Genomic DNA, 20,598 nt, shown 5'->3' with positions numbered 1-20,598 from the left:
TCTCCTAGGCGAGGGGGGAGCCGGAGGCGGGCGCCTCGTCGTCGTCCAGAGCGGGGGACGCCGGCGGATCGAAGTGGTGCTGGATCTCCTCGGCGGTCTCGTGGCGGTTCTGCTCCTTGATGAGGCCGGCGATCTGTGCCGCGAGCATCGGGCGGCGTACATCTCCGTCGGTGAAACCGATGCTGTCGAGGAAGTCGGAGAGACGCACCGTGGCTGTCTCCCGTCCCTGCGGCGCTGAGGGAGGCCCCGCCTCGGGAAAGTCCGACGTCGTCGGCTCGCCGGGCTGCTGAGAGATCAGATCCTGAAGCCGTTCGGGAATGTCGGTGTCATTGGCCGCCGAGGTGAGCTGAGCGAGCAGGGCCAGGTCGTTCACCGTACGTTCCACGTGCTCGTCGTTCCTGGCGAGCCACCAGACCACTGCGCTGCCGGTGTCCTTGAGGACATCCTCGCCCAAGTACCGGCGCCTGCTCTGCTCGTACTTGCGCTGGTGCACCCAGACCGCCTCGTCCTTGCGTACGTCGGCGAGCTTGTCGAGGCGCTCCTGGTCCTGCTGCACCAGGACGAGCTGGATGTTCTCCGCCATCGCCTGGAGGTGCCCGGTGGACTCAGGCACCATCCGGCTGAGGGCGCCGGACAGTTCCTGCTCGACGAGTGAGGACCGGACCGGTTCTCGTTGCTCGGTGACGGCGCGGGCCCGCTTCAGGACCGCGTCGACGGCGAGGCCCGCCGGATTGAGAACGGGGGCACTCGCGGGAGCGTCGACGAGGCACCAGCGCACCGTCGCGGAGAAGACAAAGTCGTAGTCGGCCCACTTGCTGGGCAGCACTACCCGGCTGACGCGGTGTTCCGTGCGTTCCACGGGGGCGGCCGTGAGCTGCTCCTCGAAAGCCACCGGTACCGTGCCGCGGCGCATCGCGGCGACCCGGAAGACGGCCGCGGGGACGACGAGCAGCAGCACTGCCAGCAGTGGCCAAGTCCATGCGGGCCACCGCTGCGTCAGACCGACGATGCTCAACAGGAGACCGCTCAGAACGGTGAGGAAGACGGTTGTGGTTTTCCGTGCGGTGGTCATGGTCGAGTCCCCCTGGGTGAGGTCGTCGGCGGTGTGGCCGGAGCGATGCCTTGAGCCGCGCTGATCTTGTGGAGCAGCAGACCGGTGGTCTCCGAGGCCCGCGCCGCATCCCCCGGACCGGTGCGCTCGGCGTCGCGGGCGCACGCGTACAGCAGAGCGAAGACCTTGCCCCGCTTCTCCGTGCACCGCTGTGCCGCGCTGACGAGCAGGTCGAGCAGGAGCCCGCCGTGCGGTCCGGTGCCGGCGGCCGCCCAGTGGAGCCAGCGTCGTGCTCCGGCCTGCCACTGCGGAGGCGGCAGCTCGGTCAGTACGGCGTGCCAGCAGGTTGTCAGGGAGCGCTGCGCGCCCTGCTCGTCGACCAGCGCGTGCGAGGTGCCGGGGCGGAGCGTCAACAGTTCGGGGTCGCTGGCCTGGAGGAAGATCCCGAGATTGGCGGGTGAGAAGTCGGAACGGGCGAGACGGTCGAGCAGCACGCGGTGCAGCCTGCGGCTGCGCGCCACCAGATCGCACAGCGCCTGCCGGGCACGCGTCGTGCCGCGCTCACGCCGGGCCAGGTGGTAGAGCCTGACCAGGGCTTGATCGGGATGACTGGTCGCGAGGACGTCGGCACAGACGCGGACCAGCACCTGTGCGAGCTCCCCCCTGAGGTGCCGGTTGGCGCACCACTGGTAGATCTGCTCGCGGAAGTCCCTGGCATGCACCGGGTCCGCCAGCCCACGGGTGAGCGCATGAACGGCCGCTTCCAGGCGACGCCGGCTCGTCGCACCGGTGCTCCAGCGTTCGACGAGGGTCCCCAGTCCGTCCGCGCGTCCGGTCCGCAGGTATTCACCGGCCACGCGTTCCACCAGGCCGTCGCGTACGACGGTGACGACGTGCGGATCGTTCAGCTCCACCACACTCGCGACCCAAGTGCCGAGGTGGGGGCGGAGATCGGGCAAGTGGTCCCAGAAATGGGCACGAACGGCGGAGTCCAAGTCCAGCTTCTCGAACCGGACCTGTCCGTTGGGGGCGGCAGTGGCCGAGATCTCGAGGAGTCGCTCGGCGAGGTCTCGTTGCTGCAGCGGCGAGACGCGCTCCGACGGAAGCCCGAGGGTGCTCAGCAGTTGCTCGGCCGCGCGGTGAACGACATCGGCATGTGCCCCATGCAGCATGGACACGGCGATCAGCAGGGCTCGTTGCGGCGCCTCCCGCAGCTCGGTGACGAGCGCGGCGGCTTCCCGTCGGCCGTCGTTCCGCGCCCGTCCGGCCGCCTCGCACCACTGGCCGAATTCGTCCCCGGGCTGACCGGCCTCGCGTGCCCTGCGCACCAGGTCGGCGAACTCCGCGATCTCCCGCATCGGCCTGTTCGCCGTCAGGAACCTGGTGACGGTGCCATCCGGCCGTAGATATTGCTCAGGCGGCACACCGTGCAGGCGCAGATGCCGCCGGAGAACGCCGATGCCGGGTGGCCGTTCGAGCACCACGCGGCAGTACTGCAGGTCCGGGTCGAGAACGCCGCGGTGCGGCATGACCACGACCAGGTGGGCCCGCTGCTCGTGCACGGCCTTGCGCAGCGCCGGGAGGTCGGCCCGGGCCGCGGCCCAGCGGCGGTCGTCCGCGGCGGACAGGTCCAACAGCAACTGATCACCGGTCCCGACCAGAGCGGGGTCCTGGAAGTGAAGCTCGCCCTCCTCACCGGGCAGGAGTTCGCGGAAGACACCACTGTCCCGGTGATGTTCGTGCAGCAGTACGCGGGCCACGGCCGACCGGCCGCTGCCCGGGACACCGTCCAGGATGACGGTGCCGGAGTCGGCGAGTACGGCACGAGCCTCGCCCATACGCGGTGGAGCGACCAGCACGTAGCGCAGTCGGCGGAGTTGGTCCTCGGCGATTCGGCGGAAAGCCGGTTTGTCCGAGTCCTGCAGCTGCGTGCCGATGTAGACGTCGCCGGGCCCCGTGACCGTGACGCCCGAGTCCCGGACCCAGGTGCCGGTGTGCTGGTTCACCGGTCCTTGTCCTCGTGACCGTCCCGTTCACCGAATCGGTGCTGGACGGTGCCGTGGTGGTCACCCTCGAAGTACGTCATCCCGTCACCCGAGAAGTGACGGTCGCCCGAGACATGACGTGAGTGCGAGTAGATGTTGCCGTTCCCGGTGTGGACAGGACCGTGGGCGCCCTTGACGACCGTGCCGACGTCACCGGTGAAGTCACGGCTCTGTACGGCTGTACCGTTCACGGTCCCGATGGAATTGGTCACGCTGCCCGGCGCGGGCGTCCCCGCCTCGTTCCCGGGCCGGTCGTCGAGGCCGGGAATCAGATCGGCCATCAGATCACCGATGCGCGCGACACACGCCTCGGTGTCACCGGAGTCGAACGCGATGGACTGGAGATCGGCGAGCCGTCGCAACGCGGGCGGGAGATCGGCCTTGCTCAGCCGGCTGGTCTTGCGTCCGTCCAGAACGGGGACCACCGGGACCTCACACTCGAAAGCCTCCTCGATCTCCTTGCGCACCCAGTCCTCGGGATCCTCCAACCGGCTACGGAAGTGCGTCCAGTCCGGTCCGATGACGGCCAGGAGTACGGAGCTGCGCCGTACAGCGGCCAGTAGCCGTTCGGGCCAGCTTTCACCAGGGACGATGGACTGTGACGCGTGAAACGCGTGTCCCGGGCCGAAGCGGTGCGACAGCCCTTGGCGGAGCAGGGCCGCGGTCTTCTCCCCGTCCCCCGTGCGGTAGTTGATGAAGATCTCGCTCATGACGGTGACTCCTCAAGAGGGGTGGTCGGGCGGGACAAGGTGCCGAGTCGCGGTGCCAGCCGGCGTACCGGTGGGTGGTCCGGGTAGCGGCCCAACACGCGGACGAGCCGTCGAAGGTCAGTCGTGACGGTCGCCGAGCGCACCGCCGTCACGCCGTCGAGCAGTGGCTCCGTCAGGGCGCACGCGTGGTCGATCTCGCCGGCGGATGCATAGGCGAGCGCGCGGCGTACGCCGTACCGGACCTGCGTACGCACCGCGTCGGGGCCGACCAGAGTGAGCTGCCGGTCCAGTTCCTCGCCCGCCTCGCGTGGCCGCCCGAGATCGACGAGGCACCAGCCGGTGATCATGCCGACCGGATCGGGAAGGTGCATAGAGCCGATCACCGGATCGTCGGCACCGTCGTTCCGGCGGGCGAGCAGCATACGAGCCCGGTCCAGGGCACGGAAACAGGCGCGGATGTCACCGGCGAGGGCATGGCCCTGCGCTTCGCGCTGTGCGGCGAGGCCGCGGACCCGTGACGGCAGCACGCCGCTCTGCGCCCGGCGGGCCAGCGCGATCGTCTGCTCGGCGTCCTCCCGGTACAGCGTGACCAACGCCCTGCGGACCAGCGCATAACCGGCCAGTGCCTGATCACCGCCGGCGGCGGCCAGATCGACCGCACGCTGCGTCCACCACAGCGCCGCACGCTCGTCTCCGGTTTCCTGCACCAGCCAGCCCACGTACTCGGCGTACCGGGAACCGAGCGCCAGCAGGCGACGCCCGGTGCCGCTGTCACTCTGCGCCGACAACTCCCGCAGCGTGTGTGTCTGCGCGATCAGAACGGGCAGGAGCAGGCCGGGTTCCACGGTCTGACCGAGTCTGCGGTAATGCGTGAACAGTGCGCGTGAGGCTTCCAGCATGCCGGCGCCGGCGGCCGGGGAAGCCGGACCCGACCCGTCCGACCTCCAGGTCATCAGCGAGGCGACACCGGCACTCATCACCTCACGCCGGCCCACGGGCCCGAAGCAGCTCCGGCCGTCCGGTGACAAGTGCATCATCCAGTTCTCCTCCTCGGCCCGGCCTGGCGCCGACGCGGCAGGTGAATCGACAGCGGTAGGGGTGCTCAGGGCGATCAGTGCCCCGTCGGCACCGAGTGCGGCGTCGCACAGCCGCGCGAGATCACGACTGGGTGCCTTGATGCCCCGCTCGACCTTGCTGAGCTGCGCCTTGCTGTAGTGCACGAGACCGGACAGATCCGTAAGGCTCAGTCCGGCCTCCATACGCCGCTTCCTCAGTTCCTCGCCGAACAGGGTGGACGGATGTGGCACGGGAACCTCCAAACCCGGTCGTCCGGGCTGAGGCGGTACTGCACGGAAAGAGTGCGGTACCAAGTCCCGGACGGACAAGGCGATCGAAGCTGTTTCCCGTTTCCTTCTCCGACGGCGGGGCGCGGCAAGCCTCGTCAGCAAACTCCGATCACACTGCCCCTTCGGGCGGGCCTCTCGTACGCACTGGGCGCACCGACGCGGCTCCACCGGCGTGAGGCTCCGTACCGGGGGAGGCGCTGCGCACTACGGGGAGGCATGACGCGCCAGAGTCCCGGTGCCGAACCGCCGTGACGCTCATTTGACGCTCCGTGTGCCCGGCGGCCCTTGACCAAACTAGTGCGTCGCGATCCTGGAGCCTGCCACGAAGGGCGTCTGACCAGGACAACCTCGATGAGTCACAGGAAACGCCTGCTCAGGCTCCGGGGAAGTCCGTGGTGGGGGCGGAGGCGGCGGTGGCGGCGAGGTTGGCTCGCAGGGCGTCGACCTTCGCGGTGGCGAAGGCGTGCGCGTCGGAGCCCAGGAGCTGGCGCAGGGGGCCGTCCTCGAGGCCGGCGCGCTCGATGATGGCGGCGGCCCCCTTGACGGGGTCGCCGAGCTGGTGGCCCTGAAGCTTGAGGTGGTCCTCGACCATGGCCCGCACAGCCGGGTAGTGCTCCGTGGTCTCGCCGGGCAGGGCCAGCGAGTCCGAGGTGAGGAAGGAAGTGCGGAAGTAGCCGGGCTCTACGACGGTGACCTTGATGCCGAAGTCCGCGACCTCGGCGGCGAGCGCCTCGCTCAGCCCTTCGAGCGCGAACTTGCCCGCGCAGTACAGGGCCCAGCCGGGCATCGTGGTCAGACCCAGGATCGAGGAGACGTTGATGACGCGGCCCGCGCGCTGTTCACGCATGACCGGCAGCGTCGCGCGCAGTACGTTCCACACCCCGCCGACCTGGACGTCGAACATGTCCCGCACGTCCGTGCCGCTGGTCTCCTCGACGGCCGCGAGGTAGCCGTACCCCGCGTTGTTGACGACGACGTCCAGCCGGCCGAATCGCTCGGTGGTCCGGTCCACGGCGTTCTTGACCTCGGTCTCGTCCGTCAGGTCCACGGTCAGCGCGAGGAGGCGGCTGGTGTTCACCGTGCCGCCCAGCGCGGTCCGCAGGCGCTCGGTGGAGCGGGTGGTGGCGGCCACGTTGCTGCCCCGGGCGAGCAGTTGCCGGACCAGCTCCAGCCCGATTCCGCGGGAGGCGCCGGTGACGAACCAGGTGGTGGGGGTGGTGGTGGCAGACATGGGTGTTCCTCTTCCGTAGGTGCCGAGACGGGATGCCGCCGGACCGGGCTGCTGATCCGGCGCTGACTCGATCGTGGACCGCGCAGGAGGGGGTTGTGAGTGCCGTGGCGAGCCCTCCGCGTCCTGGGTCGCGCAGGAGTAGGACTGACAGACCTCCCTTGGAGAGGCCGTCGTCGTTCTGCAGGGGGCAGACTGCTCTCATGTCCCCCACCAACCGTGAGCTCGCGGACTTCCTCAAGCGCTCCCGCGCCCAGTGCGATCCCGAGCGGGCAGGCCTGCCGCCGGACGGCCGCGTCCGGCGCGTGCCCGGCCTCCGGCGGGAGGAGGTCGCCCGCCTGGCGGGTGTGTCCGCCGACTACTACGCCCGCCTTGAGCAGGGCCGCTCCATCAACCCGTCCGCTGCCGTGGTCGAAGCCGTCGGGCAGGCCCTGGGACTGGACGAGGCGAGCCTTGCCCATCTCAGGGATCTCGTGGGCATCACCGCCACTCGCCCCCCGTCTCGCGCGCCCAGCGTCCAGCGTCTGCGCCCCGGGCTCCATCGGTTGCTGGATTCCCTGGACACCTCTGTCCCCGCCCTCGTCCTCGGACGGCAGTCCGCCGTCCTGGGCGCGAACCGGATGGCCAGGGCCCTGTTCGCGGACTTCGACGCCATGCCGGCCGTTGAGCGCAACTACACCCGCTGGCTCTTCCTCGATCAGGACGCGCACGACCTGTTCGTCGACTGGGACGTCCAGGCCCGCGCCGCGGTGGAGAACCTGCGTCTGGACGCGGTGCGCGAATCGGACCGGCGGGCCACGGAGGCGCTCGTCACGGAGCTGAGGACGCGGAGCGACGACTTCGACCGCTGGTGGCAGCAGCACCGCGTGCACCAGCGCACTCATGGTTCCAAGCGGCTTCGGCACCCCTTGGTCGGTGAACTCACCGTGGAGTACGAGACGCTGTCGCTTCCCGGTGACGGCGAAACCACCCTGTTTCTCTACACCGCCGAACCGGGGTCGGCGTCCGCCCAGGCGCTGAGCCTGCTGGCCTCGTGGACACTGGCGGGACCCTCGACGGCTTCGAGGCAGTCGCGCGACTGACGTCGGCCACTGCGCGGTGTGGCCGACACGGTGCGTCGGTTTTCGGTCAGGTGACGGCTGGAAATGTACCAGCCGGGCAATTCATTGTTCATTGAACAACTCAAAGACCGTGTCTGGACTCCCGCTTTCCTCTTTCTTTACTCTGTGCTGCACGGTCCGGCGCGTTTTTTACGCTCAGTGATAGCCGATCTCGTGAGGGCGGCGCCCGCGGCTGCTGGTAGTCGGACCTGCGGCACAATGATCACCGCCGGACAGGGTTCCGTTGTCCATGAACAGGCGCAGATCACCGCGGTGCCGTCGGCATTCCGCTTTCCCTGCCGTGCGACGGAAAAAGATCAACAATGCCGCCCGTATTTTCTGAGGCGTTGACAGAAACCAGTTTCGGACTGTTGTATGACTGTCATCCAGGGGGAGAGAGGGCAAAAGGTGACCGGCCGGAAGGCCCGACGCCGTAGCGGCGTCGTATCGACCTGTTGCCGTCTCCGGTAGGGGGAGATGAATTGAGCAAGATTAAGCACACGCTTCCGATCGCGGCCGCGGCCATAGTCCTGACGGCCGGAAGCATCGCCGGCCCCAGATTCATCCAGACCGAGCCGGTGGCCGCCGCCGCGACCACCACCGCCGGGAGCCCGTCGACCACCGGGGCTTCGTCCGGCGCCGAGACTCCCGCGAACGCCGCAGCCAAGACCAAGGCGGGGGCGTGGCGGGCCGAGGCCACGTCCCCCGAGCAGCTGCTGAAGCTTCTGGGTGAGCGCATCGTGGCCAAGGACATCGACGGCATCATCGCGCTGCACGAGCCCGAGGCCGCAATCGTCGACTGGGACGGGTCGATCATTCGGGGCCACGCGGCGATCCGCGCCTTCTACATCGACTGGTTCGATTCGAATCCGGTACTCACCGTGAATCCCCGCCAGACCGTCGTGGCGGGCGGATGGCGTGGGTGGGACAACAAGGTGCGCCAGCGCACGGCGGCCATCATGGGCGACTACAGCCTGGAGCAGGACGCGGCGGACGGAACCCGCGAGAGTTTCACCGGCAATTTCTGCGACACCGTCCAGGAGCAGCTGGACGGCACCTGGCTGTACGTGCAGGACAACCCGTATCCGCCTCACGGTGACCCGGCCGCGCCGACGACCGCTCACCACTGACCCGACTCACTCGACAGTCCTCTCCGTATTTCCCGGCAGTCGACCGACCGGTTGAATCGCCGTGCTCGCGCACGCGTACTGCGTCGCATTCTCGGATTTCACCCACGTGTCGATCTGCCGCCCCGGCATGCCGAAATCGAGGAATTCCGGGGAGTCCACCACCCATGGCGGGTCACCCTCGGCCATGGGTGGTCGGGAGTCGGCCGTATTACCGCGCCGAAGCGGTATGCCGGCATGTCGGAGAGTGGGGAGCAGAATTGAACACCACATCGCTCCACTATTCACCAACCCTCGTCGCACAGCAGCAACCCCAATGGGAAGACCCGGCAGAGGTCGAGCGAATTCGGGACACGCTGGCGGACCTCCCACCACTGGTGGAGACCGAATCGCTCACCAGACTCCGAAGCCGGCTCGCCCAAGTCGCCGCCGGACAGGCACAGGTGGTGCAGGCGGGCGACTGCGCGGAGGACTTCGCCGAATGCACCGCGAGTGACGTCGAACGGAAGACCGCTCTCCTCGACGTGCTCGCCGGGGTCATGAGCGCGATCACCCACCAGCCCGTCATCAAGGTCGGCCGGATCGCAGGCCAGTACGCCAAGCCCCGGTCGGCTCCCACCGAGTCGGTCGGCGGCGTCGAGCTCCCGGTCTACCGGGGCCACCTGGTGAACGGCCCCGAGCCGGACCCCGAAGCGCGACGCCCCGACCCCCGGCGCCTGCTGGCCGGCTACCGTGCCGCCCGCCAGGTCATCACCCACCTCTGCCCGACGCCGCAGGACCGCGCCGACCCGGCCGTCTGGACCAGTCACGAGGCCCTGCTCCTCGACTACGAGATCCCGATGCTGCGGGCCGACCGGGGCGGCGGGCTCGCGCTCACCTCCACCCACTGGCCCTGGATAGGGGAACGGACCCGCCGGCTCGACGGAGCCCACGTCGCCCTGCTGGCCGACGTGGTGAACCCCGCGGCCTGCAAGGTCGGCCCCCGCATGACCACCACGGAACTGCTCGGGCTGTGCGAGCGGCTCGACCCCGGTAGGACACCGGGCCGGCTCACCCTGATCGCCCGCATGGGCGCCGACGCGGCGACGGACCTGCTGCCGCCGCTGGTCAGGGCGGTACGCGCCGCGGGGCACCCCGTGATCTGGCTGGTCGACCCGATGCACGCCAACACCGTGACCACCGCCGAAGGACGCAAGACCCGAGTCGTGGAAACCGTCGTCCGCGAGGTCACCGCCTTTCAGGCGGCCGTCCGCGCAGGCGGCGGAACACCGGGCGGGATCCACCTGGAGACCACCCCCGACGCGGTGACCGAGTGCGCCGACGCCCCGGACACCACCGACCGCGTCGGCGCCACGTACACGACGTTGTGCGACCCGCGACTCAACCCCCGCCAGGCCGTGTCGGTGGTGTCCGCCTGGCAGCCGCAGACGATGACGAACCGAGTCGAGGGAGAACCGTGCCGGGCCTAGCCCCGATCTCCGCCTACCCGCTGCCCACGGCGGCCGAACTGCCCCCCGGCACGGCCCGGTGGACACCCGATCCGACCCGCGCGGCCCTGCTCGTCCACGACATGCAGCGGTACTTCCTCGCCCCCTTCCCCCCGGCCGTACGAGACCCGCTCGTGCGCCACTGCGCACAGCTGCGGGAGCGGTGCGCCGCGCTGGGGGTCCCCGTCTTCTACACCGCGCAGCCCGGCGGCATGACGGACGAGGAGCGCGGACTCCTCAAGGACTTCTGGGGCCCGGGCATGCGCGTGAACCCCGTCGACCGCCAGATCGTCACGGAGCTCACGCCCGGGCCGGCGGACCAGGTGCTCACCAAGTGGCGCTACAGCGCCTTCTTCCGCTCGGACCTGCTGGCGCAGCTGCGCGCCCTGGGCCGCGACCAGCTGATCGTCTGCGGCGTGTACGCCCACGTCGGCGTGCTGGCGACCGCCGTCGAGGCGTTCACCAACGACATCCAGCCCTTCCTGGTCGCCGACGCCCTCGGTGACTTCTCCGCCGACCACCACCGGCTGGCCCTCGACTACGCGGCCGCCCGCTGCTCGGTGGTCACCACCACCGAGGAGGTCTTCCGATGAACGCCCCGCAGCTGCTCGAGCACGTGCTGGGCCCCGAACCGGGTGCCTTCGCCCTGCTGCACCGCCCCGAGACCGTGGGCCCGGACCGCGTGGAGATCCTGCTGGGCCGGGTCCGCACCCCGGCCCGGCTCGCCGACATCCCGTCGGCCGAGGGGACCGGGCGGCCCGGTGGAGCCCGGCACGAGACGCTGGTCCTGGTGCCCCACCGGCAGATCACCGAACGCGGCTTCGCCACCGTCGACGACGGCTCCCCGCTGCTCGCGATGGAGGTGACCCACCAGTCACTGACCAGCGCCTCCGAGGTGTTCAGAGCACTTCCGGACGAGCCGATCGCCCTGGCCGACGGACGCTTCGACACCGACGACGAAGCCTACGCGGACACCGTCCGCGCGGTCCTCGACAACGAGATCGGCACCGGCGAGGGCTCGAACTTCGTCATCAAACGCTCCTTCGTCACCAGCATCACCGGCTACTCGACGCACAGCGCGCTCAGCCTCTTCCGTCGGCTGCTCACCCGGGAGAGCGGCGCCTACTGGACGTTCATCGTGCACACCGGTACCCGCACCTTCGTCGGTGCCACCCCGGAACGCCACGTCAGCCTGCGCGACGGCGTCGCCGCGATGACCCCGATCAGCGGCACCTACCGCTACCCGGCCGCCGGACCGGTCCTGTCGGAGGTGATGGAGTTCCTCACCGACGGCAAGGAGACCGACGAGCTGTACATGGTCCTCGACGAGGAACTCAAGATGATGGCCCGGGTCTGCCGGGGCGGCGGCCGCGTGAAGGGGCCGTACCTGAGGGAGATGTCCCGGCTCGCGCACACCGAGTACACCATCGAGGGGAACAGCGACCTCGACCCCCGGGACATCCTGCGCGAGACGATGTTCGCCCCCACCGTGACCGGCAGCCCGCTCGAGAACGCCTGCCGGGTGATCGCCCGCTACGAGCCGGGCGGCCGCGGGTACTACGGGGGAGTCGCCGCGCTGATCGGCCGCGACGCCGCCGGCGCGCCCACCCTGGACTCGGCCATCCTCATCCGCACCGCCGACATCCTGGCCTCGGACCGCGGCGACACCGCCGACGTACGGGTCGGCGTGGGGGCAACCCTCGTCCGGCACTCCGACCCGGAAGCCGAGGTCGCCGAGACCCGCACCAAGGCGGCGGGCGTCCTCGCGGCCCTCGGTGCGCAGGAGCGGCTCGACGCGCATCCGCTGATCCAGGAAGCCCTGGAAGGGCGCAACGAGACGATCGCGAACTTCTGGCTCAGCGAGGCGGAGCAGCGCGCACGGCCCCACCCGGTACTGGACGGCCGCCGGGTGCTGATCGTGGACGCCGAGGACACCTTCAGCGCGATGCTCGTCCACCAACTGCGCTCCATCGGGCTGACCGTGGAACTCAGCCGCTTCGACGCGGCCCACCGCTTCGACGACCACGACCTCGTCGTCATGGGCCCCGGACCCGGCGACCCGCGGGAGACCGACCACCCCAGGCTGGTCCGGCTCACCTCCGCCATCGAGGAGCTGCTGGCCCGACGCATCCCCTTCCTGGCCGTGTGCCTGAGTCATCAGCTGCTCAGCCGGCGCCTCGGGCTCGAACTGCGGCGCCGGGACGTCCCGAACCAGGGCACCCAGCGGGAGATCGACCTGTTCGGCTCGCGCGAACGGGTGGGCTTCTACAACTCCTTCTCGGCCCGTGCCAAGGCCGGCCGGCTGGAGTGTCCGGGCATCGGCGAGGTGACGGTCTGCCTCGACGCCGGCACGGGCGAGGTGCACGCCCTGCGCGGCCCGCACTTCGGCTCGGTGCAGTTCCACCTCGAATCCGTGCTCACCCGGGACGGCGAACGGGTCCTGGCCGAGCTGCTCGCACCGCTGATGGAGACCGCGGAGGTACTGAACGCATGAAAGCCACCATCTCCTGGTGGGACCTCACCGGGTCCGGCCAGACCATCGACTCCTTGCGCGTCTACCTGCGCGACGAGGGCGTCGAGCCGTGGACGGAGGTCCACGGAATGAGGTTGAAGTTCTGGATCTCCGACCGGGAGACCAACCGGTGGGGCGCCGTGATGCTGTGGGACTCGGGGGCCGACCTGACGGCGCCGATGCCCCCGAACCGGGCCACCGAACTCATCGGATACCCGCCGACCGTCCGGATGCTGTCCGACGTCGAGGCCGTCGTCGAGGGGATCTCCTCCGGCGGGCCCGCCGAACGCGGCCTGGCCTTCGAAGCGATCGGGAAGTCGTCGTGAGCGCACCGCACTCCGCCGTGACCGCCGACGAGTTCACCGCCCCGCCCGCGGACCCGATGGAGCTGCTGCGGACCTGGTTCGACCAGGCGGTCGCGGACGCCGTCCTCCAGCCGGGCGCGCTGGCACTGGCCACCGTCGACCCCCGCGGCCAGGTCTCCAACCGGATCGTCCAGGTCCTCCACATACGCGGGACGGGCCTGGTGTTCGCCAGCCACTCCGACAGCCGCAAGGGCCGCGAACTGGCCGGCACGCCCTGGGCGTCGGGGCTCTTCTACTGGCGCGAGGCCGCACGCCAGGTGAGCGTGAGCGGCCCGACCCGCCCCCTGCCCGCCGAGGAGTCCGACGCCCTCTGGAACGCCCGGCCCGTCAGCACGCACCCGATGTCGGTGGCGGCGCACCAGAGCGCACCCCTGCTCGACGAGGAGGCACTGCGCGAGCAGGCCCGGGAACTGGGCCGGGACGGCTCGGCGCTGCCCCGCCCGGACCGCTGGACCGGCTATCTGCTGGAGCCGGCGTCGGTCGAGTTCTGGCAGTCCGAACCCGAGGACCGGCTGCACCGGAGGCTGCGTTACGAGCGCGAAGGTTCCGGCTGGCTCACGAGCCGGCTCCAACCCTGACCCCGCCGGGGGACCGAGGACTCGAGAGGAAGAAAGGCAAGTCGATGTGTGGAATCACGGGCTGGGTCTCGTTCGACCGGGATCTGACGCAGCAGCGCACGCAACTGGACGCGATGACGGAGACCATGGCCTGCCGGGGACCGGACGCCGGTGGCGCCTGGCTCGACCGGCACGCGGTGCTCGGCCATCGCAGGCTGGCGGTCATCGACATCGAGGGCGGGACCCAGCCGATGGTGCTGCCCACCGACGACGGACCGGTGGCGATCACCTACAGCGGTGAGGTCTACAACTACACCGAGCTCAGGAGCGAACTGCTGCGCCGGGGCCACCGCTTCGCAACCCGCAGCGACACCGAGGTCGTGCTCCACGGCTACGTCGAGTGGGGCGAGGCGGTCGCCGAACGGCTCAACGGCATGTTCGCCTTCGCGGTCTGGGACTCGCGGGTCGAGAAGCTGGTCATGATCCGCGACCGGATGGGCGTCAAGCCGCTCTACTACTACGCCACCGACGACGGCGTCATGTTCGGCTCCGAGCCGAAGGCCATCCTCGCCAACCCGCTCGCGGACCGCGCCGTCGACCTCGCCGGACTGCGGGAGCTGGTCAGCTTCACCCAGACACCGGGCAGCGCCGTGTGGTGCGGAATGCACGAGGTGGTCCCCGGCGGCCTGGTCACCGTCGACCGCTCGGGCCTGCGCGAGCACCGCTACTGGACGCTGCCCACCCGCCCGCACACCGACGACCGGGAGACCACCGTCGCCACCGTGCGGGAGCTGCTCGAGGACATCGTCAGCCGCCAGCTGGTCTCCGACGTCCCCCGCTGCACCCTGCTCTCCGGCGGCCTCGACTCCAGCGTCATCACCGCGCTGGCCGCCGCCAAGCTGGGCCGGCCCGGCGAGCACGGCGAGGCCGGCGAGAAGGTCCGCAGCTTCGCGGTGGACTTCGTCGGCCGGGAGGACGACTTCGTCGCCGACGAACTGCGGGGCACCACGGACGCCCCGTACGCCCGGGAGGTGGCCGCGCACGTCGGCTCGCAGCACGAGTCCATCGTGCTCGACCACGCCTCGATCGCCGACCCGGACGTGCGCCGGGCCGTCATCACCGCCCGGGACAGCCCGCTCAGCCTCGGCGACATGGACGCCTCGCTGTACCTGCTCTTCAAGGCGATCCGGCAGCAGTCGACGGTCGCCCTGTCCGGCGAGTCCGCCGACGAGGTCTTCGGCGGGTACCGGTGGTTCCACCTGCCGGAGGTCCAGGCCGCGCAGACCTTCCCCTGGATGGCCGTGTTCGTCAGCGGCGCGCGGGCCCAGGTGTCGGACCGGTTCAACCCCGACATCACCGCCGCCCTCGATCTGCCCGCCTACATCAAGGACCGGTACTCCGACGCGCTCGGCGAAGTGGAGCGGGCCGAGGGCGAGAGCGACCACGAGATGCGCATGCGGGAGCTGTGCTACCTGCATCTGACGCGCTTCGTGCGGATGCTCCTGGAGCGCAAGGACCGCATCAGCATGGCCGTCGGCCTGGAGGTCCGGGTCCCCTTCTGCGACCACCGCCTCGTCGAGTACGTCTACAACACCCCGTGGTCGATGAAGTCCTTCGACGGCCGGGAGAAGAGCCTGCTGCGCGCCGCGACCGCGGACCTGCTGCCGAAGTCGGTCCTGGAGCGGGTGAAGGCCCCCTACCCGGCCACGCTGGACCCGCACTACACGGGCGCGCTGCTCCAGCAGTCCAAGGAGCTCCTCACCACCGACGACCCGGTCTTCGACCTGGTCGACCGGGGCCGGCTGGAGAACATCACGCGGCAGGACCCGGCGACCATGCCGATCGACGTCCGCAACGGCATGGAGCGCGTGCTCGACCTGAGTACCTGGCTGGACATCTACCGGCCCGAACTCCGGCTCTGAGACCGGAGTCCGGACGGCACCGGACCACCCCACCGCCCGCACCGCGGCGGCCCGCACCCGAACCACGGATCGAGGGAGACGAGATGGGAACGGAAAACGCCCGGCCTCAGGGCACCGACGCCGGCCTCGACCTGCGCGCCCGGCACCGGGCCGTCGTCGCGGACTACATGACCCGCAAGGGCGAGAACCGGCTGACGCGCTACCTGCTCTTCACCGAGGACGGCAGCGCCGGCCTGTACACCAGCGACACCGGAGAACCGGTCGTTTCCGAGGGACACGCGAAGCTCAAGGCCCACGGCGAGTGGTCGCTGCGCATGTTCCCGGACTGGGAGTGGAAGAACGTCGAGATCTTCGACACCCAGGACCCCGACAGGTTCTGGGTCGAGTGCGACGGCGAAGGGCAGATCCTCTACCCGGACTACCCGCCCGGCCACTACAGGAACCACTTCATCCACGCCTTCGAGCTCGAGGACGGCAGGATCAAGCGGCAACGCGAGTTCATGAACCCGTTCCAGCAACTGCGCGCGCTGGGCATCGAGGTCCCGAAGATCAACCGCGGCGGAATCCCCACCTAGGGAAAAGGGCAGCAGCAGATGGCATCCCAGCTCAACCCGTACCTCGCCTTCGACGGCAACGCCCGTCAGGCCATGGAGTTCTACCAGCAGGTCCTCGGCGGCACGCTGGAACTGGGCACGTACGGCGACTTCGGGTCGGCGGAGATGCCCGACCCGGACAAGATCATGCACGCGACGCTCAGCACCGCCGGCGGCTTCACGGTGATGGCGTGGGACGTCCCGGAGCGGGTCCCCTTCGACCCGGGCACCAACGTCGCCCTCTACCTCGGCGGCGACGACCCCCGGCTGCGGGAGTACTTCGAGAAGCTGTCCGCGGGCGGCACGGTGGCCATGCCCCTCAGGAAGCAGATCTGGGGTGACGAGGCCGGCACGCTCGTGGACAGGTTCGGGATCACCTGGATGTGCAACATCAAGCAGCCGTCGTGACCGGCGGATCGGGAGGTGAGGTCTCCATGAGAGTCGACGTGCAGGCCACCCGGGACGTGGTCGACATCATCACCGGCGGGTGGCGGGCGCAGGCGCTCTACACCGCGGTCAAACTCGGACTGCCCGACCACGTCGAGGCCGGCCGCGACAACGACGCCGAACTCGCCAAGGCCACCGGCGCGAGCGAGCAGGGCGTCCACCGCCTGATGCGCCTGCTCGTGGCCCTGGGCGTCTTCGAGGGCAGCGACTCGACGGGCTACCGCGGCACCCGGGTGAGCGCGGCGCTCCTCGACGGCCCCCAGTCGCTGCGCGACATGTGCCTGCTGTACGGCGAGGAGTTCTACTCCGCCTGGGACCACGCCCACCATGCCATCAGCACGGAGAGCTCCGGCTTCGAAGTCGCCTACGGCCGGCCGTTCTACGACTACCTGGGCGAGCACGCGGCCACCGCCCGGCGGTTCCAGCTCACGATGAACGCCGCGAGCATGTTCTTCCACCAGGTGCCCGAGGTCTTCGACTTCACCGGCAAGAAGGTCGTGGACGTGGGCGGCGGCGGCGGGAACCTGCTCGCCACGATCCTCGCCGCCACGCCGGACGCCACGGGCACGCTCTTCGACCGCGACCACATGACGCCCAAGGCCCGCGAGCACCTGTCCGCCACCGTCGGCCCGGAGCGCGCCGAGGTGGTCGGCGGCGACATGTTCGAGGGCGTCCCGGAGGGCGGGGACGTCTACATCCTGTGCCGCGTGCTGGCCGGCCACGACGACGAGGACGTCGTCGGTGTCTTCGAGCACTGCCGCCGCGCCATGGCGGGCCCCTCGTCCCGGCTGCTGATACTCGACCGCTTCGTCGAGGACGAGAACTCCACCGTGCTTCCCGCGCTGTGGGACCTGCACCTGCTGGTGACCACGGGCGGCGAGCACCGCACCCTCGGCCGGATCACGCGGCTGCTGCAACGGGCCGGCCTGTCCGTCGAGAGCACGGCGGAACTGCCGATGGAGACGACCGCCCTGATCGTCGCGCCGCGCGCCCCGTAGCGGCACCCGGCACGGCCCGGAGCGGCCGGCAGCTTCGAGCGGAGTACGAGCGGCAGCGCGAACAGGAGAAGTCCCGTGCTCAAGTTGGCAACGATCGGCGTCTACGGCTTCGACGGCGATTCCCACCTCGAACGACTACGGCAGGCCGACGTGCGCCTGCTGCTCGACGTACGGCAGCGCCGCGGGGTCCGCGGCCCCGACTACGCCTGGGCGAACTCCCTGCGGCTCCAGGCGGCCCTCGCCCGGGCCGGGATCGCCTACGAGCACCGCCGGGAGCTCGCCCCGACGACCGAGCTGCGACAACTCCAGTACGCCGAGGACGACCGCCAAGGGGTCGGCAAACGCTCACGCCGGGAGCTCGCCGCCGAGTACACCCGCCGCTACACCGCCGAGATCCTCGACCCGGCCGACCTCGCACCGATCGTGGCGGCCCTGCCGGACAGCGGGACCGCGGCGCTCTTCTGCGTCGAGCGCGACCCCGAGGCGTGTCACCGGTCGCTGGTCGCACGGCGGCTCACCGAGGAATACGGCATCACCGTGGAACATCTGAGGCCGATGTGATGGGCGACATGCTCCCGGCCGGCGCACCGCGACCCAGGATCGCGGTCTTCGCCGGACCGACCGCGACGATCCTGAACACCCCGGACCTGGTCACGTCGAACAAGGCGCGCGCACGCCACGGCCTGCCGCCCCGGCCCGGCCGGTCCGACGTCCTGCGGCCCCAACGCCTCGCCGCCCCGGCGACGTTGTACGTCGAGGCATTCAGCGCGCACCCGCTCGAACAGGACGCCGCCGGCCTGTACGCCCCGCCCGACGGCTGGCTCGACGAGGGCGGCACGTTCCACACCGTACGGCCGTCCCCGGACGCCAAGCCGGTGCACGTCGTCGAACTCGAACCCGCCGACGGCCTCTACCCCCTGCCCTACATGGGGAGACAGGCGGACGGTTCCGCCTGGGAGGAGACCTCGGCGGCGCCGTACGCGGTCCCGGCGGAGGCCCGCCAGACCTTCTACCCGGACGCCCGGCGCCTCTACGAGGAGATCGAGCGGTTCGGCCTCGCCGACCACGGCACCCCCGTCGAACTGGGTTCTGTCGCCGACTTCGAGTTCTTCCGCGCGGCTCCCTCCGGCGGGTACACCACGGGTGCCGCCTCCGAGCGTCTCGGGCAGGACTTCTTCGTCTACTACCCGTACCACCTCCAGAGCGAGCCCGGCCTCGCGCACCTGGCCCGGGCCACCAACCAGGTCCAGGCCGTGCTCGCCACCGGGAAGTTCGACGGCGTGCAGTGGCTGGAGGGAAGCCCGACCGTCGACGAGACCCTGTACTGGTTCGGCCTCCTGATCGACACCGGGGTGCCGCTCGTCGGACACGCCGCGCAGCGCCGCCACCAGTCACTGAGCGCGGACGGCGACCGCAACGTGGTGGACGGCGTCAAGTTCATCACGTCGGGCGTCGCCCTGGACGAACGGGGCGAGAACCGCGTCGGTGCCTGCGTGATCGTCGACGAACTCGTCTACTCGGCCCGGGACGTGACCAAGGTCGATGCCCGGCCGGGCGGTTACGAGGTCACCGGCGGTCACGGGGGAGTCGTCGCCGACCTCGGGGGCTACGGCCCTCCGCAGCTCACCTACCTCCCCGCCCGCAGGCACACCCACCGCTCGGAGCTGCGCCTCACGGTGCTTCCCGAGACGGTGGCCGGCGTCGTCGGGAGCCTGGACGCCGGCGTCACCCCGGTCGACGTCCGGGTCAAGGACGCCGACGGGCTCGTGCCCTCCGCCATGCCGCACGTCTCGATCACCAAGTACAGCCGGTACGCGGCGACGGGCACCGGAACCGACAACCCGCCCGTCGCCGAGGAGGAGGTCGAGATCCTCGCGCGGATCGACGCCAACCTCGCCCGCCACCCGCTCTCCGGCCTCGTGTGCGAGGGCATGTCACCGTTCGGGATGGCGGACCCGACGAAGAACGCGGCGCTGAGCGTCGCCGTCTTCGCCGGTCTGCCGGTGGTCCGCACCGGACGCGGCACCACCGGGGGCATGGCGTACCGCACCGACCCGGCGTTCGTCTCGGGCAACAACCTGACGGCCACCAAGGCGCGCATGCTCCTCATGGCCGCGCTGCTCAGGTTCGGCGCTCTGCCCCCGGCCGCGGACCCGTTCGCCCCGACCCCCGACGAACGCGCGGCCACCGAGAAGGCGGTCGCCCAGTACCAGGCACTCTTCGACACTCACTGAACCGGACGGGAACCCATGGGCAGGTACGAGTACGTGGTGGCCGACGTCTTCACCGACGTCCCGCTGGCAGGCAACCCCACCGCGGTCTTCCCGGACGCCTCCGGCCTGCCCGCCGAGCGCATGCAGCAGATCGCGCGCGAGCTGCACCTGTCGGAGACCGTCTTCGTCCTCCCCCCGGAGAACGACGGCGACGTACGGGTCCGCATCTTCACCCCCGTCAACGAGCTGCCCTTCGCCGGGCATCCGACCCTCGGCACGGCCGTGGTGCTCGGCGAGTCGCACGACGCGAAAGAGCTGCGGATGGAGACCGCCAAGGGCACCGTGGCCTTCGAACTGGAGCGGGACGACGACGGCCGCACCGTCGTGGCCGAGATGTGGCAGCCCCTTCCGGTCTGGGAGCCCTACGACCGCGCGGACGAACTCCTCACCGCCCTCGACCTGGTGGACACCGGCAGCACCCTGCCCGTCGAGGTGTACGACAACGGGCCCAGGCACGTGTTCGTCGGTCTGGACGGCGTGCCGGCGCTCTCCTCCCTGGAGCCGGACCAGCGCGTCCTCGCGAGGCTGCCCGACATGGCGGCCAACTGCTTCGCGGGCTCCGGAACGCAGTGGCGGCTGCGCATGTTCTCGCCCGCCTACGGGGTGGTGGAGGACGCCGCAACCGGCTCGGCCGCTGGGGCGATCGCGGTACACTTGGCCCGGTACGGACTTGTCCCGTTCGGGGAGTGGATCGAGATCCGTCAGGGGGTCGAGATGGGGCGTTCCTCGACGATGCGCGCTCGCGCGACGGGGACGCCCGAACGGATCGAATCGGTCCAAGTGGCCGGAGCCGCCGTCGTTGTCGCCCGGGGCACGCTGTTCGCGTAGCCGCCGGGA

At 70.3% G+C, this 20,598-nt stretch carries 20 protein-coding genes; 15 read left to right on the top strand and 5 right to left on the bottom strand.

Features of this window, described 5'->3' with window-relative positions; genetic code table 11:
* Window positions 1-4 precede the first annotated feature (4 nt).
* The 5 genes from KUM03_RS38150 to KUM03_RS06130 form a co-directional block, all read right to left on the bottom strand.
* Window positions 5-1,072: a hypothetical protein gene (locus KUM03_RS38150; RefSeq protein WP_254398914.1), complete on the bottom strand. Its 1,068-nt coding sequence runs from the start codon at window positions 1,070-1,072 to the stop codon at window positions 5-7.
* Window positions 1,069-3,057 carry a hypothetical protein gene (locus KUM03_RS06145; RefSeq protein WP_217245978.1) on the bottom strand — a complete coding sequence of 663 codons (1,989 nt, stop codon included), beginning with the start codon at window positions 3,055-3,057 and terminating at the stop codon, window positions 1,069-1,071. The genes KUM03_RS38150 and KUM03_RS06145 overlap by 4 nt, the downstream gene beginning before the upstream one ends.
* Window positions 3,054-3,806 (bottom strand): toll/interleukin-1 receptor domain-containing protein, encoded by a 753-nt coding sequence (locus tag KUM03_RS06140; RefSeq protein ID WP_217245977.1) that lies wholly within the window; start codon window positions 3,804-3,806, stop codon window positions 3,054-3,056. The genes KUM03_RS06145 and KUM03_RS06140 overlap by 4 nt, the downstream gene beginning before the upstream one ends.
* Window positions 3,803-5,065, bottom strand: coding sequence for a helix-turn-helix transcriptional regulator (locus KUM03_RS06135; protein WP_254398913.1), 1,263 nt, complete (start codon window positions 5,063-5,065; stop codon window positions 3,803-3,805). The genes KUM03_RS06140 and KUM03_RS06135 overlap by 4 nt, the downstream gene beginning before the upstream one ends.
* Window positions 5,066-5,525: 460 nt before the next feature.
* Window positions 5,526-6,383 carry an SDR family oxidoreductase gene (locus tag KUM03_RS06130; protein WP_217245976.1) on the bottom strand — a complete coding sequence of 286 codons (858 nt, stop codon included), beginning with the start codon at window positions 6,381-6,383 and terminating at the stop codon, window positions 5,526-5,528.
* A 200-nt stretch (window positions 6,384-6,583) separates the two neighbouring features.
* On the opposite strand from KUM03_RS06130, the gene KUM03_RS06125 reads away from it, so the two are divergent.
* From KUM03_RS06125 to KUM03_RS06055, 15 genes are all read left to right on the top strand, one after another.
* Entirely contained in the window at window positions 6,584-7,462 is an 879-nt protein-coding gene (locus KUM03_RS06125) for a helix-turn-helix transcriptional regulator (RefSeq protein WP_217245975.1), read from the top strand.
* 63 nt (window positions 7,463-7,525) lie between these two features.
* Window positions 7,526-7,831: a hypothetical protein gene (locus tag KUM03_RS06120; RefSeq protein WP_217245974.1), complete on the top strand. Its 306-nt coding sequence runs from the start codon at window positions 7,526-7,528 to the stop codon at window positions 7,829-7,831.
* Between the two features lie 131 nt (window positions 7,832-7,962).
* A complete protein-coding gene (locus tag KUM03_RS06115) occupies window positions 7,963-8,610 on the top strand; it encodes a hypothetical protein (RefSeq protein WP_217245973.1) in 648 nt (215 codons plus the stop codon).
* 257 nt (window positions 8,611-8,867) lie between these two features.
* Window positions 8,868-10,076, top strand: a complete 1,209-nt coding sequence (locus KUM03_RS06110) for a 3-deoxy-7-phosphoheptulonate synthase (RefSeq protein ID WP_254398912.1) — start codon at window positions 8,868-8,870, stop codon at window positions 10,074-10,076.
* A complete protein-coding gene (locus KUM03_RS06105) occupies window positions 10,064-10,687 on the top strand; it encodes an isochorismatase family protein (RefSeq protein WP_217245971.1) in 624 nt (207 codons plus the stop codon). Before KUM03_RS06110 ends, KUM03_RS06105 begins: the two co-directional genes overlap by 13 nt.
* Complete coding sequence (locus KUM03_RS06100; protein WP_217245970.1) at window positions 10,684-12,588, top strand: anthranilate synthase family protein; 1,905 nt, start codon at window positions 10,684-10,686, stop codon at window positions 12,586-12,588. The genes KUM03_RS06105 and KUM03_RS06100 overlap by 4 nt, the downstream gene beginning before the upstream one ends.
* Window positions 12,585-12,932: a hypothetical protein gene (locus tag KUM03_RS06095; protein WP_217245969.1), complete on the top strand. Its 348-nt coding sequence runs from the start codon at window positions 12,585-12,587 to the stop codon at window positions 12,930-12,932. The genes KUM03_RS06100 and KUM03_RS06095 overlap by 4 nt, the downstream gene beginning before the upstream one ends.
* Window positions 12,929-13,549, top strand: a complete 621-nt coding sequence (gene phzG, locus KUM03_RS06090; protein WP_308406261.1) for a phenazine biosynthesis FMN-dependent oxidase PhzG — start codon at window positions 12,929-12,931, stop codon at window positions 13,547-13,549. Before KUM03_RS06095 ends, phzG begins: the two co-directional genes overlap by 4 nt.
* Window positions 13,550-13,593: 44 nt before the next feature.
* Window positions 13,594-15,450 carry an asparagine synthase (glutamine-hydrolyzing) gene (gene asnB, locus KUM03_RS06085; protein WP_217245968.1) on the top strand — a complete coding sequence of 619 codons (1,857 nt, stop codon included), beginning with the start codon at window positions 13,594-13,596 and terminating at the stop codon, window positions 15,448-15,450.
* 83 nt (window positions 15,451-15,533) lie between these two features.
* The gene (locus tag KUM03_RS06080; protein ID WP_217245967.1) at window positions 15,534-16,025 is read left to right on the top strand and encodes a PhzA/PhzB family protein; all 492 of its coding nucleotides are present in this window, start codon (window positions 15,534-15,536) and stop codon (window positions 16,023-16,025) included.
* A gap of 18 nt (window positions 16,026-16,043) precedes the next feature.
* Window positions 16,044-16,451, top strand: a complete 408-nt coding sequence (locus KUM03_RS06075; protein ID WP_217245966.1) for a VOC family protein — start codon at window positions 16,044-16,046, stop codon at window positions 16,449-16,451.
* A gap of 26 nt (window positions 16,452-16,477) precedes the next feature.
* Window positions 16,478-17,488 (top strand): methyltransferase, encoded by a 1,011-nt coding sequence (locus KUM03_RS06070; RefSeq protein ID WP_217245965.1) that lies wholly within the window; start codon window positions 16,478-16,480, stop codon window positions 17,486-17,488.
* A 75-nt stretch (window positions 17,489-17,563) separates the two neighbouring features.
* Window positions 17,564-18,049, top strand: coding sequence for a DUF488 domain-containing protein (locus tag KUM03_RS06065; protein WP_217245964.1), 486 nt, complete (start codon window positions 17,564-17,566; stop codon window positions 18,047-18,049).
* Entirely contained in the window at window positions 18,049-19,722 is a 1,674-nt protein-coding gene (locus KUM03_RS06060; RefSeq protein WP_254398911.1) for an asparaginase domain-containing protein, read from the top strand. The genes KUM03_RS06065 and KUM03_RS06060 overlap by 1 nt, the downstream gene beginning before the upstream one ends.
* 15 nt (window positions 19,723-19,737) lie before the next feature.
* Window positions 19,738-20,589: a PhzF family phenazine biosynthesis protein gene (locus KUM03_RS06055; protein WP_217245963.1), complete on the top strand. Its 852-nt coding sequence runs from the start codon at window positions 19,738-19,740 to the stop codon at window positions 20,587-20,589.
* Window positions 20,590-20,598 lie beyond the last annotated feature (9 nt).

It is taken from the genome of Streptomyces sp. AC602_WCS936 (genome assembly GCF_019049125.1).
Lineage (GTDB): Bacteria > Actinomycetota > Actinomycetes > Streptomycetales > Streptomycetaceae > Streptomyces.
Note: the sequence above shows the minus strand (reverse complement) of the source record. Positions and strands in the feature narration are given on the sequence as shown.

What these genes read in the sequence shown, in the direction of transcription:
- KUM03_RS38150 (WP_254398914.1), bottom strand. Translation starts at nt 1,072, where the DNA reads ATGACCACCGCACGGAAAACCACAACCGTCTTCCTCACCGTTCTGAGC.
- KUM03_RS06140 (WP_217245977.1), bottom strand. Translation starts at nt 3,806, where the DNA reads ATGAGCGAGATCTTCATCAACTACCGCACGGGGGACGGGGAGAAGACC.
- KUM03_RS06135 (WP_254398913.1), bottom strand. Translation starts at nt 5,065, where the DNA reads ATGGAGGCCGGACTGAGCCTTACGGATCTGTCCGGTCTCGTGCACTAC.
- KUM03_RS06130 (WP_217245976.1), bottom strand. Translation starts at nt 6,383, where the DNA reads ATGTCTGCCACCACCACCCCCACCACCTGGTTCGTCACCGGCGCCTCC.
- KUM03_RS06125 (WP_217245975.1), top strand. Translation starts at nt 6,584, where the DNA reads ATGTCCCCCACCAACCGTGAGCTCGCGGACTTCCTCAAGCGCTCCCGC.
- KUM03_RS06120 (WP_217245974.1), top strand. Translation starts at nt 7,526, where the DNA reads ATGTACCAGCCGGGCAATTCATTGTTCATTGAACAACTCAAAGACCGT.
- KUM03_RS06100 (WP_217245970.1), top strand. Translation starts at nt 10,684, where the DNA reads ATGAACGCCCCGCAGCTGCTCGAGCACGTGCTGGGCCCCGAACCGGGT.
- KUM03_RS06095 (WP_217245969.1), top strand. Translation starts at nt 12,585, where the DNA reads ATGAAAGCCACCATCTCCTGGTGGGACCTCACCGGGTCCGGCCAGACC.
- asnB (WP_217245968.1), top strand. Translation starts at nt 13,594, where the DNA reads ATGTGTGGAATCACGGGCTGGGTCTCGTTCGACCGGGATCTGACGCAG.
- KUM03_RS06080 (WP_217245967.1), top strand. Translation starts at nt 15,534, where the DNA reads ATGGGAACGGAAAACGCCCGGCCTCAGGGCACCGACGCCGGCCTCGAC.
- KUM03_RS06075 (WP_217245966.1), top strand. Translation starts at nt 16,044, where the DNA reads ATGGCATCCCAGCTCAACCCGTACCTCGCCTTCGACGGCAACGCCCGT.
- KUM03_RS06070 (WP_217245965.1), top strand. Translation starts at nt 16,478, where the DNA reads ATGAGAGTCGACGTGCAGGCCACCCGGGACGTGGTCGACATCATCACC.
- KUM03_RS06060 (WP_254398911.1), top strand. Translation starts at nt 18,049, where the DNA reads ATGGGCGACATGCTCCCGGCCGGCGCACCGCGACCCAGGATCGCGGTC.
- KUM03_RS06055 (WP_217245963.1), top strand. Translation starts at nt 19,738, where the DNA reads ATGGGCAGGTACGAGTACGTGGTGGCCGACGTCTTCACCGACGTCCCG.